The organism is Haemophilus sp. HN_Hi16, from assembly GCF_049823435.1.
In the GTDB taxonomy this organism is placed as follows: Bacteria; Pseudomonadota; Gammaproteobacteria; order Enterobacterales; family Pasteurellaceae; genus Haemophilus; species Haemophilus influenzae_D.
Map to the genome: position 1 here is coordinate 819,653 of NZ_CP187500.1, position 13,279 is coordinate 832,931.

Genomic DNA, 13,279 nt, shown 5'->3' on the forward strand with positions numbered 1-13,279 from the left:
TGAAGTGAAAACGTAAAGTGATTGAAAACATTTGAGGTTGTATAGTTAAGTGACTAAGCGTACAAGGTGGATGCCTTGGCAATCAGAGGCGAAGAAGGACGTGCTAATCTGCGAAAAGCTTGGATGAGTCGATAAGAGGCGTTTAATCCAAGATATCCGAATGGGGAAACCCAGTAGATGAAGAATCTACTATCAACAAGTGAATTCATAGCTTGTTGAGGCAAACCGGGAGAACTGAAACATCTAAGTACCCCGAGGAAAAGAAATCAACCGAGATTTCGTCAGTAGCGGCGAGCGAAAGCGAAAGAGCCAGTAAGTGATAGCAGTATAGTGAGGAGAATGTGTTGGGAAGCACAATCAAAGAGGGTGATAATCCCGTATCTAAAAACCATATTGTGGTACTAAGCTAACGAGAAGTAGGGCGGGACACGTGATATCCTGTTTGAAGAAGGGGGGCCCATCCTCCAAGGCTAAATACTCCTGATTGACCGATAGTGAACCAGTACTGTGAAGGAAAGGCGAAAAGAACCCCGGTGAGGGGAGTGAAATAGAACCTGAAACCTTGTACGTACAAGCAGTGGGAGCCCCATCACTTAATCCGATTGGAAGGTGATGAAAAGCAACCGCACTTAAACAATGGTAAGAGGAGCGAAGCGAGTCAAACCACCCAAAAGAAGCAGTGGGATTAAGTGATGGGGTGACTGCGTACCTTTTGTATAATGGGTCAGCGACTTATATTTTGTAGCGAGGTTAACCGAATAGGGGAGCCGAAGGGAAACCGAGTCTTAACTGGGCGAATAGTTGCAAGGTATAGACCCGAAACCCGGTGATCTAGCCATGGGCAGGTTGAAGGTTGGGTAACACTAACTGGAGGACCGAACCGACTAATGTTGAAAAATTAGCGGATGACTTGTGGCTGGGGGTGAAAGGCCAATCAAACCGGGAGATAGCTGGTTCTCCCCGAAATCTATTTAGGTAGAGCCTTGAGGTGACACCTTTGGGGGTAGAGCACTGTTTCGGCTAGGGGGCCATCCCGGCTTACCAACCCGATGCAAACTACGAATACCAAAGAGTGATACTCAGGAGACACACGGCGGGTGCTAACGTCCGTCGTGGAGAGGGAAACAACCCAGACCGCCAGCTAAGGTCCCCAAGTCTATATTAAGTGGGAAACGAAGTGGGAAGGCTTAGACAGCTAGGATGTTGGCTTAGAAGCAGCCATCATTTAAAGAAAGCGTAATAGCTCACTAGTCGAGTCGGCCTGCGCGGAAGATGTAACGGGGCTGAAATATAGCACCGAAGCTGCGGCATCAGAATTTATTCTGTTGGGTAGGGGAGCGTTGTGTAAGCGGAAGAAGGTTCATCGAGAGGTGGGCTGGACGTATCACAAGTGCGAATGCTGACATAAGTAACGATAAAACGGGTGAAAAACCCGTTCGCCGGAAGACCAAGGGTTCCTGTCCAACGTTAATCGGGGCAGGGTGAGTCGGCCCCTAAGGCGAGGCTGAAAAGCGTAGTCGATGGGAAACAGGTTAATATTCCTGTACTTGGTAAAGCTGCGATGTGGGGACGGAGTAGGTTAGGTTATCGCACTGTTGGATATGTGCGTTTAAGTTGGTAGGTGGGAAGTTTAGGCAAATCCGGACTTCTATTAAACACTGAGAGATGATGACGAGGCTCTAAGGAGCTGAAGTAACTGATACCACACTTCCAGGAAAAGCCACTAAGCGACAGGCTTTACTAAACCGTACTGAAAACCGACACAGGTGGTCAGGTAGAGAATACTCAGGCGCTTGAGAGAACTCGGGTGAAGGAACTAGGCAAAATAGCACCGTAACTTCGGGAGAAGGTGCGCCGGCGTAGATTGTAGAGATTTACTCTCGAAGGTTGAACCGGTCGAAGATACCAGCTGGCTGCAACTGTTTATTAAAAACACAGCACTCTGCAAACACGAAAGTGGAGGTATAGGGTGTGATGCCTGCCCGGTGCTGGAAGGTTAATTGATGGTGTAATCGAAAGAGAAGCACCTGATCGAAGCCCCAGTAAACGGCGGCCGTAACTATAACGGTCCTAAGGTAGCGAAATTCCTTGTCGGGTAAGTTCCGACCTGCACGAATGGCATAATGATGGCCAGGCTGTCTCCACCCGAGACTCAGTGAAATTGAAATCGCCGTGAAGATGCGGTGTACCCGCGGCTAGACGGAAAGACCCCGTGAACCTTTACTATAGCTTGACACTGAACATTGAATTTTGATGTGTAGGATAGGTGGGAGCCTTTGAAGCAGTGACGCCAGTCATTGTGGAGGCGACCTTGAAATACCACCCTTTAACGTTTGATGTTCTAACGAAGATTGCGGAACGCGGTCTCGGACAGTGTCTGGTGGGTAGTTTGACTGGGGCGGTCTCCTCCCAAAGCGTAACGGAGGAGCACGAAGGTTTGCTAATCACGGTCGGACATCGTGAGGTTAGTGCAATGGTATAAGCAAGCTTAACTGCGAGACAGACAAGTCGAGCAGGTACGAAAGTAGGTCATAGTGATCCGGTGGTTCTGAATGGAAGGGCCATCGCTCAACGGATAAAAGGTACTCCGGGGATAACAGGCTGATACCGCCCAAGAGTTCATATCGACGGCGGTGTTTGGCACCTCGATGTCGGCTCATCACATCCTGGGGCTGAAGTAGGTCCCAAGGGTATGGCTGTTCGCCATTTAAAGTGGTACGCGAGCTGGGTTTAGAACGTCGTGAGACAGTTCGGTCCCTATCTGCCGTGGGCGTAGGAGAATTGGTTGGGGCTGCTCCTAGTACGAGAGGACCGGAGTGGACGCACCACTGGTGTTCCGGTTGTGTCGCCAGACGCATTGCCGGGTAGCTAAGTGCGGAAGAGATAAGTGCTGAAAGCATCTAAGCACGAAACTTGCCAAGAGATGAGTTCTCCCTGTCTTTAAGACAGTAAGGGTTGTTTAAGACGAAGACGTAGATAGGTCTGGTGTGTAAGTGATGTGAGTCATTGAGCTAACAGATACTAATTGCCCGAGAGGCTTAACTATACAACGCTCAAGTGTTTTTGGGAAAAGAGCGAAAGAGAAGAGAAATTAACTAAACTAAACTAACTATTCAGCTTGTTGCCGATAAGAAGAGAGACGAAAAAAGTGAAGTCGTAAAAGAGAAGAAACAAAGAGAGAAGTTATCAAAGAATTATCCCGGCGGCGATAGTGCGGTGGAACCACCTGAGACCATACCGAACTCAGAAGTGAAACGCTGTAATGCCGATGGTAGTGTGGGGTTTCCCCATGTGAGAGTAGGGCACCGCCGGGTTTTATTTTTTTAGTTTATTCATTGAGTAAATTAAAAAAATAAAGAATCTTTGGCAGAGATAGTGCAATAGGTCCACCTGATACCATACCGAACTCAGAAGTGAAATGTTGTAACGCTGATGGTAGTGTGGGGTTTCCCCATGTGAGAGTAAGGCACTGCCAATCATCATTTTTAGCGGAGTGGTAGTTCAGCTGGTTAGAATACCTGCCTGTCACGCAGGGGGTCGCGGGTTCGAGTCCCGTCCATTCCGCCAATTCATATCATAGTTTATTGATACCAATAGGGGCGTAGTTCAATTGGTAGAGCACCGGTCTCCAAAACCGGGTGTTGGGAGTTCGAGCCTCTCCGCCCCTGCCATAAAAAACCTTTCATTTTCAATAATTTACTACATTGTAAAAATTTTCTTGTGAGAAATTATCCTATTCTTGTAGTGTAAATGTGACATTTATTCATAAACTTTATTATGTGATCGCATTTAAATGCGTAGGAATATAATAATTTCTAATAATTAATTTTGTTTAATATTATAAGTAATAGTTTTTTGAACATTATTTTTAAATAATTTTGATCAGTTTTATAATTTTACATTAGTATACGAGTCTTAATTTTGTTGTAAGGAATAAAAATGGAAGAGTCCCCAGAATTAGAAAAATTGCCACGAATCATTACTGATGTATTGAAAATTGTGCTTTGTACAGCGTTGATTGTGCTAGCGATTGTGCTTATTATTGCCCTTGTAAAAATAACTTATACTTTATCTATGATGGTGCTTAACACTTCGTCTGTTGTACCTTATGATGTTGCTGAACAAGCAGTAATGTTTTTCTTATATTTCGGGTTTATTGGTTTGATTGTGCAGTATTTTAAAAGCGGATATCACTTCCCTTTACGCTATTTTATTTATGCTGGGATCACTGCGATGTTGCGTTTAATCATTGTTAATCATGAAAGCTCGGTGGATACCATCTTATTTGCAGGCACAATTTTGATTATGGTGATCGCACTCTGTTTGGTGTTATATTCTAATAAACTGAAAAATATATAGTTTTAGATTCAAAACAACAAAAAACGCACTTCATTTGAAGTGCGTTTTGTCTTTTTAGTTGAGCTACTCAGATTTGCTTTCTAAAAGTGCGGTTGAATTTTCTTCTGTTTTTTCTTCCGCACTTTCTGGAATGACATCCTGAATTGCCATCACTGATTTCAAACTCTCTTGGCGAATTTGTTCAGCTAATGCTTTATCGCCCGCTTGTTCAAATACATAAGATGCCATCATCAAATCATTTTGTTCTAATTGTTCAGGGCAAGCGATCACGTTTTTGAATACATCTGCTGCTTTAATAAATTCATTGTTACGAACATATAAATAACCCAAAGCACGATTGATACAGCATTTTTGTTTTTCATCCACACGTTTTGCACGTTTTTCTATTAGCTTGAGAAGTTTACTGTTATCTTCTGGTTGTAAACGTGTAATTTGAGTACAAAGAGGTAAACTGATTGCTGTATTGTCACCGAGTTTTTTCAGTATTTCAAATGTCAATTCAGTAGCTGATTCATGATCATTACAGTCAATTAAACGTTGAATAAGGCTAATTTTAAGTTCAATATTGTTACGGCGATGACGAGGTTGCTGATTCCACCAAGTTAGTAAGCCATCAATTCCTTCTTCGTTCATTTTCTCGTCGAGTAAACCATTTTCGGTTTTAGAGCGAAGAGCTTTGAATTCTTCATCATTGAATAAACCGCTATTCGCAACATTGTCTAAAATTTTATCTAGAGCTTGATAGGCTTTAGAGCGAAGATAAATTTCTACCGCGAGTTTTAATACTTCTTTATTGCGACGAGCCATTTCTAATAAGCTATCTACAGAACTGCGCGCTGCAGGTAACTTGTTTTGTTGCAATAAAATGCGAGTACGAGCAATTTCCACGAGCAAATTATCAGAGCCGGCTAATTCTGTTGCTTCAATTAAATAGCGATTTGCACTAAATTCGTCGCCACGTTGTTGAGCGGCTTCTGCTGCTTTGATGAGATTTAGTACAGGTTCAGCAGAATGTTTAGCATTTTTGCCAATTAATTTTTCTGCTTTAGCGTAATCCCCTTCATCCATTTTTACCAAGCCTTCAAGGGTTTGTTTTTGCGCTTTTACACGTTTGCGATTAGAAAACCATTGATAAGAGCTACGACTTAAACGAAAGAAACGAGTAATGCCCCATTCAAAAGCATAAATTATTGCTAAAGAAATAATGAAAAAAATCACTAAGGTAGTGATGGACATTTCTATAATACGATTTGCTGTCTCAATGCGTACATAACCTTGCTGACCAGAAATATAAGGCCCTGCTACAAGTCCTACAAGCAATGTCAGCATTAAAAAAAGCACTCTAAACATAGACTTATCCTTATTGTTGTGATTCAGATTGTGTTGGTTTAACAGCGTCTACTTTAGGCATTGTATCAATCGCCTTGTCTGCTTCAATTTCCACTTTTTGTAGATCTAAAGCTGTACGATTAAGATATTTGTCAAGTAATGTTAAACTTTTTAATTGCTCTGGTACATCTACATAAATAGAAGTATCAGTCAATCCATCTACTAATTTTAAGAAATTTTGTGTTACTTCAGCGTTTGTATCAAAATAGCTACGAACCCAAGAAGAAACAGCTTCTAGAGATTGCTTATAAAGTTCATTTTGCTGACGAGGAACTGCCATAATCGCAAGCTGTAAACGTAGACGAATGTTCTCACGAAGATAAATATCTTGATTTGGTGCAAGTAATTCTTTTTTATTTGAATTTTGTTTTGGCGAAATACGAATAAAATGATTTAGGAAAGAGGTTGCACTTTTTTCAATATTTTGTTGCCAGTCAGTAATGTTGTTGGATAATTTATCATTATTTTTAGATGTTTCATCAAAATTTACATTCAAAGCCTGTAATTCATCGACTGTGTTTGCAAGCTGTGACAGTTTTTGCATTATCGCATTTTGATCCACACTTGAAAGCGAAAGAAGTTGTTTTAAATCTTGATTGATTGCACTACGAATTTCATTTGCTTGTGAATTATTAACCTTGACGAGGGTTTCATCAGCTAATTTTAATAAAGAAACCGCTGTATCAACATCGTTATCTAAAACAAGTTTACGCAGGGCATTATTTAGTAAAAAATCAGCTTCGGAAAATAACCAATCGCTTGGTTGTTGTGCGATGGCAAGCTGACTTACTTGTTTCATTTTAGTTTGTAAGGATGTTATTTCCCCTGTTTTGCTTACAATTAATTGTTCCAGTTGAGATATATTTTCTTGTGCAGTTTTTAAACTCTGTTCTAATTGTGTAAGTCGTTTATTGTTATTGGTGTTATTTGAGGAAAGATTTGCTCCCGTTTGATTTTCAAGTGCGGTTAATTTCTGTTGAATTTCAGCTATTTGTTGCTGACCAAAATAGTATCCAGCTCCACCAATACCTAGCGCAACAAGTATTGCGAATAAACTCAATGCTGTACCCGTTTTTTTCACAATAGTTTGCGGAACAGACTGCATTGTTTCAGTTTGTTCAACAGCTGTTTTTGGCGTATCTGTAAGTTGTTCAGTGAGGTCGTTAGGTTGCTCTTTTGCCATATCAATTCCTTAATAAGTGATATTGAGTAAGGTATTTTATAATACTTTGCGTTGATAAGAAAAATATCAAGCTATCCACTAATAATAGAAAATATAGATTTTTATATCGGCAGAATTAAGCTATTTACGCAATAAAATTAGGTGCTATCCTACCACTCTTAGGTAAAAAAGTCATTTTGATTGTTGATAGGTAAAATTTATAGTATTTTTCGAAAAATTGTGATTTATGTCACATTTTTTTGCATTTATACTCCCTAAGTGGTAAATTGTTCGCTAATTTTTGTTGTTCTGGTAGGGACACCACGTGGAATGTAATCTAGCACAAGCAAAACAATGGGTTAGCGCCTTGGATCAACGCCGTTTTGAGCGTGCATTACAAGGTTCAGGCGATGCATTCCAACACGTTTTAGCGATTGCACCTTTACTTCTACACCTAAACCATCCGCAACTTCCCGGCTATGTTATTCACGCCCGCTCTGGCATTGCGAATTTCCTTGCTTCTGATTATCAAAAAAAATGGCTCACCAATGAATACGGTATTCACTATGCCGATCATAAGCCATCAACACTCAAAAGTGCGGTAAATTTTCACGAAGTTTTACCACCAATTCTAGGCGTTTATGTAATGGGTAGCTTTGGCTCAATAAGCCAAACCTCTTCTTCAGATCTTGATACTTGGATTTGTGTCCGTGATGGCTTGAGTTCAGATGAATATGCACTTCTTACTCAAAAAGCCAAGCGGATTAGTGAATGGGCAATACAATTTAATGTGGAAATTAATTTTTATTTGATGGATCAACAACGTTTCCGCAATGAACATTATGCTGACCCACTGACTATTGAAAATAGCGGATCTGCGCAATATATGTTATTGCTTGATGAGTTCTATCGCTCCGCCGTACGCTTAGCAGGTAAACCTCTACTTTGGTTGCATTTATGGGTGGAAAATGAAAAAGACTATGAAAAAGAGGTCGCTCGTTTAATTACGGAAGGGGAAATTGATCCAAATGATTGGGTAGATTTCGGCGGTTTAGGACAATTTTCTGCAAACGAATATTTCGGTGCTAGCTTATGGCATCTTTATAAAGGGATTGATTCTCCTTATAAATCTGTGCTCAAAATTTTGTTGTTGGAAGCCTATTCCAAGGAATACCCAAACACTTGCTTAATTGCCCGCACTTTTAAGCGAGATTTACTTACAGGCAATACCAATCCTGACCACCATTTTGATCCTTACATTGCCATTCTTGCAAAAGTAACCCAATATTTAACCGCACTTTCTGAATTTAAACGTTTGGATTTTGTGCGCCGTTGTTTCTATGTGAAAGCAACGGAAGATTTTGTGCGTTACCAAACTAATAATTGGCGTATTCGTTATATGGAAATCCTTGCACAAGAATGGGGATGGTCTGCAGAAACGGTAAAACATCTCAATAAGCGTCCATTTTGGAAAATTAAGGCAGTAAAAGAAAACCACGATAACATAATGAAATTTTTAATGTTGAGCTATCGTAATTTAGTGGAATTTGCACGAAAGCATCACATTCACTCGAGCGTCGTGCCACAAGATATCAACATTCTTTCTCGCAAACTTTATACTGCTTTTGAAGAACTTCCCGGCAAAGTGTCCTTACTCAACACACAGATATCTCACAATTTATCAGAAGCACACCTGACTTTTGTGGAAGTTTGCGGTAATAAACATTTTAAAGATGGTTGGTACCTGATTAATCAACCAAGGCATCATATTATGTTCTCCAAAGAACGGGTGATCGAATACGGAGAAAGTCTGAATAAATTAGTTTCTTGGGCTTATTTCAATCATTTGCTCACAGAAAAAACCGAATTGTCAATTTTTAGCAAGAATGTGACTTTAAATACATTACAACGCTTTGTCACTAACTTGCGTCAGTCTTTTCCAAGCACAATCGCCAAACAACCTAAAAATAGCGATTTATTGAATCAATGCGAAATTCGTAGCCTGTTTATTGCTATAAATCTTACCGTAGATCCAACATCCAAAGTAGAAGAAGTATTAACTGGTATTTCATCGCGAGATTTATTTAGTTTTGGATCGCTTGAACAAAGTCTTGTAGGCAGTATTGATTTTACTTATCGCAATGTGTGGAACGAAATCCGAACGCTCCATTTTGAAGGGCAAAATGCTATTTTGCTTGCACTAAAAGTGCTTTCTAACAAAATTTATCGTGGCGTTAATCGCCCAGATTTCATCCAAGTCTATTGTTATAGCGAACGTTATCGCCAAGATTTACGCCAATTAGTGATGGGATTAGTCAATCGATGCGTTAGCATCCAAGTAGGCGATATTCAACAACCTTGCCAAACGTCACGTTTACGCGTAGCGGGTAAAAACTGGCAATTATTTTTTGAAGATCGCGGGATCAGCTTACAAGAAATCGGAAATGAATCGGTCTGTAATGAAGCTGAAAGTGCGGTGGATTTTGACGAAGTTTTACAAACGCCAATTGAAGATGGCGAGACAAACCGAGAAAGTCGTCGCTATCCACCAGAAATGGATGCCTTCGCAAGCGAAGGATTTCTACAATTCTTTTTTGAAGATAATTCCGATCACAGCTTCAATGTTTACATTTTAGATGAATCTAATCATCTCGAAATCTATCGCCATTGTGATGGAGAAAAAGACGAAAAAGTGCGGGAGATTAATCAGCTTTATCAAAATGCCAAACAGGAAGGCGATAAAAATCCTTACAATATCGTTCAACATAATTTTAACTATCCTCAATTTTATCAACTACAAAATGGAAAAAATGGCATATCCATTGTGCCGTTTAAATTCCGTCCAATGAATAAGTAATATTTTCCTGTAGTTGATAGGGAGTGCAAATATATCTATACTTATTCCATCTTTTACTGGATAAATTGTGGATATGATAACTTCGCAAACACCAATCACTGTGCTAGGTGCGGGATCTTATGGAACTGCACTGGCAATTACCTTTTCTCGCAATGGTTCTCCCACTTACTTATGGGGGCACAATCCCACCCATATCGCACAAATGCAGACAGAACGACAAAATTATCGTTTTTTGCCGGATGTCATCTTTCCTGAGGATCTTCATTTAGAAAGTAATCTTGCACAAGCAATGGAATATTCTCAAGATATTTTAATCGTGATGCCAAGCCATGCTTTCGGTGAAATTCTTATAAAAATCAAACCGCACTTAAAAGCCCATCACCGATTAATTTGGGCAACAAAAGGTCTGGAACGTAACACAGGGCGTTTACTACAAACCGTAGTTGAAGAACAACTCGGAACGCAATATCCACTAGCTGTACTTTCTGGACCAACTTTTGCAAAAGAATTAGCGCAAGGTCTACCATCAGCTATTACGCTTGCTGCCAATAACGAGCAATTCGCGCGGGAATTTCAGTCTCGTATTCATTGTAGTAAACATTTTCGAGTCTATATAAATTCGGATATGATTGGCGTTCAACTTGGTGGTGCAATTAAAAATGTGATCGCAATTGGCGCAGGTATTTCAGATGGAATGGGACTTGGTGTAAATGCTCGTACAGCACTGATTACTCGAGGTATTGCAGAAATTACCCGCTTAGGTATCTCGCTCGGTGCAAATACCAATACATTTATGGGAATGTCTGGATTGGGCGATTTAGTGCTAACTTGCACCGATAATCAATCGCGCAATCGACGTTTTGGATTAATGCTAGGTGAAGGATTAGATGCCAAAATGGCTATGGAAAATATTGGGCAAGTCGTGGAAGGTTTTTATAATACAAAAGAAGCCTATGTGCTTGCACAAAGACAAGGTGTGGAAATGCCGATTACAGAACAAATTTATCAAATGCTGTTTTGTGGTAAAAGTGCAAAAGATGTAGCAATCAGCCTTTTGGGGCGAGAATGTAAAGGCGAATAAAAGGAGAAATTATGACATTAGATGTGTGGCAACATATTCGCCAAGAAGCCAAAGAACTTGCCGAAAACGAACCTATGCTTGCGAGTTTTTTTCACTCTACAATTTTAAAGCATCAAAATCTGGGCGGTGCGCTAAGTTATTTATTGGCGAACAAATTAGCCAATCCTATTATGCCAGCTATTTCTCTCCGTGAAATTATTGAAGAAGCCTATCAAGCCAATCCGTCGATCATTGATTGTGCTGCTTGTGATATTCAAGCTGTCCGCCACCGAGATCCCGCTGTAGAATTGTGGTCCACTCCATTACTTTATTTAAAAGGTTTCCACGCAATTCAAAGCTATCGAATTACCCACTATTTATGGAATCAAAATCGTAAATCCCTTGCCCTTTATTTACAAAATCAAATTTCAGTGGCTTTCGATGCCGATATTCATCCTGCAGCGAAAATTGGTCACGGTATTATGTTCGATCACGCAACGGGCATTGTTGTAGGGGAAACATCTGTAATTGAAAATGACGTCTCAATTTTGCAAGGCGTAACGCTTGGTGGTACAGGAAAAGAATCGGGCGATCGTCATCCAAAAGTACGCAAGGGTGTTATGATTGGGGCTGGAGCAAAAATTCTTGGTAATATTGAAGTGGGCAAATACGCTAAAATTGGCGCAAACTCTGTTGTGCTTAACCCTGTTCCTGAATATGCCACCGCAGCGGGTGTGCCAGCTCGAATTGTAAGTCAAGATAAAGCAGCAAAACCTGCCTTTGATATGAACCAATATTTTATTGGTATTGATGATAGCATGAATTTGAATATTTAGGGAAATAAAATGATTAATAAATATACTTAATTCTGTTTGAGCGAATAGTCCAATTTTTGGAATAAAGATAATAGTACACCGTGTTTTTTATTAAAATTTGTTGTTCTCGATCACATTTCTGAATATTGCTCGTTGCATCTTTATAACATTCATTTAACATTGAACCCTATTTAAGTGATAGCCCTAACGGAGGAACTTTATGGGTGAGATGGCATCTTTAAAAAGTCATAAAAACGGCATTATTTTTATTTTAGATATTGTGCTGTTTTTTGTGTTATTAAATGTATTACCTTTTGAACCAAAAGCTAATTCTGGTTTGGCATTATTAGCTTTTATCGCAGTACTTTGGTTAAGTGAGGCATTGCACGTTACTATTACTGCGTTATTAGTTCCACTTTTGGCTGTGGCATTGGGATTAGTTAGCACTAAACAAGCTTTAGTTGGTTTTGCTGATCCGACAATATTTTTATTTTTTGGTGGCTTTTCCTTGGCGACAGCATTGCATATTCAAAAACTTGATAAATTGATTGCCAATAAGATTATGGCACTAGCACGCGGTAATTTATTTATCGCAGTTATTTATCTCTTTTTGATTACAGCTTTTCTCTCTATGTGGATGAGTAACACTGCAACTGCTGCAATGATGCTACCGCTTGCAATGGGTATTTTAAGCCAGCTTGATCGTGAAAAAGATCATAATACTTATGTGTTTGTGCTATTAGGGATCGCTTATAGTGCATCAATTGGTGGTATGGGAACCCTTGTAGGAAGTCCACCAAATGCAATTGTAGCAAGTAATTTAAATTTAACTTTTTCTGATTGGTTATGGTATGGCTTACCAATAATGATTATTTTGTTGCCGTTGATGATTGGGATTCTTTACATTATTTTCAAACCAAAACTTCATCTCAATTTTGAACAGACCTTTGAAAATATTGAAATGAATCCTATGCGTATATTGACGTTTATTATTTTTTCAGTCATTGCTTTAACGTGGATATTTAGCGGTAAAATTAATCCGTTTATTTCAGGATTGCTAGGCTTACAAAAAAATATTGCAAGTTTTGATAGTATCGTAGCCCTATTGGCGGCAATTGTTATTTGTTCAACAGGCGTTGCAAGTTGGAAACAAATTCAATCAAATACCGATTGGGGCGTATTAATGCTTTTCGGTGGTGGATTAACATTAAGTGCGGTGTTGAAGGATTCTGGTGCAAGTAAAATTTTAGCGGATAGCATTGTCTTTATGATTGATGGGCAACATTTCTATCTTATTGGTTTATTAGTTGCGGCGTTTATTATTTTCTTAACTGAATTTACTTCTAATACAGCGAGTGCGGCGTTACTTGTACCTATCTTTATTTCTATCGCTCAATCATTGGGTATGCCAGAAATTGGTTTAGCATTAATTATTGGTATTGGTGCATCTTGTGCCTTTATGCTACCAGTGGCGACACCACCAAATGCGATTGTATTTGGCTCTGGTCAAGTAAAACAAAGTGAAATGGTTAAAGTTGGTTTCTTACTGAATTTAGTCTGTGTTGTCGTGATTGCCACTGTAGCTTATATGTTCTGGCTTAAATAATATAGGATTGTTTACTTTTAAGTTTAAATGA

The 13,279-nt window shown here is 39.6% G+C and carries 7 protein-coding genes, 2 tRNA genes and 3 rRNA genes; 10 read left to right on the forward strand and 2 right to left on the reverse strand.

The window, feature by feature from the left end; genetic code table 11:
- Positions 1 to 43 precede the first annotated feature (43 nt).
- The 6 genes from ACPT9C_RS04155 (at position 44) to psiE (ending at position 4,359) form a co-directional block, all read left to right on the forward strand.
- Positions 44 to 3,046 (forward strand): 23S ribosomal RNA (locus ACPT9C_RS04155).
- A 152-nt stretch (positions 3,047 to 3,198) separates the two neighbouring features.
- Positions 3,199 to 3,314, forward strand: a 5S ribosomal RNA gene (gene rrf / locus ACPT9C_RS04160).
- 48 nt (positions 3,315 to 3,362) lie between these two features.
- Positions 3,363 to 3,478 (forward strand): 5S ribosomal RNA (gene rrf, locus ACPT9C_RS04165).
- Between the two features lie 12 nt (positions 3,479 to 3,490).
- Positions 3,491 to 3,567, forward strand: a tRNA-Asp gene (locus tag ACPT9C_RS04170).
- A gap of 28 nt (positions 3,568 to 3,595) precedes the next feature.
- Positions 3,596 to 3,671: transfer RNA gene (locus tag ACPT9C_RS04175), tRNA-Trp, on the forward strand.
- Between the two features lie 268 nt (positions 3,672 to 3,939).
- Positions 3,940 to 4,359: a phosphate-starvation-inducible protein PsiE gene (psiE, locus tag ACPT9C_RS04180; protein WP_110431693.1), complete on the forward strand. Its 420-nt coding sequence runs from the start codon at positions 3,940 to 3,942 to the stop codon at positions 4,357 to 4,359.
- 63 nt (positions 4,360 to 4,422) lie between these two features.
- On the opposite strand, the gene ACPT9C_RS04185 is transcribed toward psiE, so the two are convergent.
- On the reverse strand, positions 4,423 to 5,709 hold the full coding sequence (locus tag ACPT9C_RS04185; RefSeq protein WP_110431694.1) for a heme biosynthesis protein HemY: 1,287 nt from the start codon (positions 5,707 to 5,709) through the stop codon (positions 4,423 to 4,425).
- Between the two features lie 10 nt (positions 5,710 to 5,719).
- Positions 5,720 to 6,931, reverse strand: coding sequence for a uroporphyrinogen-III C-methyltransferase (locus ACPT9C_RS04190; RefSeq protein ID WP_423717113.1), 1,212 nt, complete (start codon positions 6,929 to 6,931; stop codon positions 5,720 to 5,722).
- A 304-nt stretch (positions 6,932 to 7,235) separates the two neighbouring features.
- Between ACPT9C_RS04190 and ACPT9C_RS04195 the strand changes: the two genes are divergently transcribed.
- From ACPT9C_RS04195 to ACPT9C_RS04210, 4 genes are all read left to right on the forward strand, one after another.
- The gene (locus tag ACPT9C_RS04195) at positions 7,236 to 9,767 is read left to right on the forward strand and encodes a class I adenylate cyclase (protein ID WP_423717112.1); all 2,532 of its coding nucleotides are present in this window, start codon (positions 7,236 to 7,238) and stop codon (positions 9,765 to 9,767) included.
- Between the two features lie 73 nt (positions 9,768 to 9,840).
- Positions 9,841 to 10,848, forward strand: coding sequence for an NAD(P)H-dependent glycerol-3-phosphate dehydrogenase (gene gpsA / locus ACPT9C_RS04200; RefSeq protein ID WP_050949048.1), 1,008 nt, complete (start codon positions 9,841 to 9,843; stop codon positions 10,846 to 10,848).
- 11 nt (positions 10,849 to 10,859) lie between these two features.
- A complete protein-coding gene (gene cysE / locus ACPT9C_RS04205) occupies positions 10,860 to 11,663 on the forward strand; it encodes a serine O-acetyltransferase (protein WP_050848931.1) in 804 nt (267 codons plus the stop codon).
- A 199-nt stretch (positions 11,664 to 11,862) separates the two neighbouring features.
- Positions 11,863 to 13,248 carry a DASS family sodium-coupled anion symporter gene (locus ACPT9C_RS04210; RefSeq protein WP_038439489.1) on the forward strand — a complete coding sequence of 462 codons (1,386 nt, stop codon included), beginning with the start codon at positions 11,863 to 11,865 and terminating at the stop codon, positions 13,246 to 13,248.
- Positions 13,249 to 13,279: the final 31 nt, after the last annotated feature.

Bases quoted from the DNA above. Each gene is read 5' to 3' on its own strand.
- psiE (WP_110431693.1), top strand. From the start codon at position 3,940: ATGGAAGAGTCCCCAGAATTAGAAAAATTGCCACGAATCATTACTGAT.
- ACPT9C_RS04185 (WP_110431694.1), bottom strand. From the start codon at position 5,709: ATGTTTAGAGTGCTTTTTTTAATGCTGACATTGCTTGTAGGACTTGTA.
- ACPT9C_RS04190 (WP_423717113.1), bottom strand. From the start codon at position 6,931: ATGGCAAAAGAGCAACCTAACGACCTCACTGAACAACTTACAGATACG.
- gpsA (WP_050949048.1), top strand. From the start codon at position 9,841: ATGATAACTTCGCAAACACCAATCACTGTGCTAGGTGCGGGATCTTAT.
- cysE (WP_050848931.1), top strand. From the start codon at position 10,860: ATGACATTAGATGTGTGGCAACATATTCGCCAAGAAGCCAAAGAACTT.
- ACPT9C_RS04210 (WP_038439489.1), top strand. From the start codon at position 11,863: ATGGGTGAGATGGCATCTTTAAAAAGTCATAAAAACGGCATTATTTTT.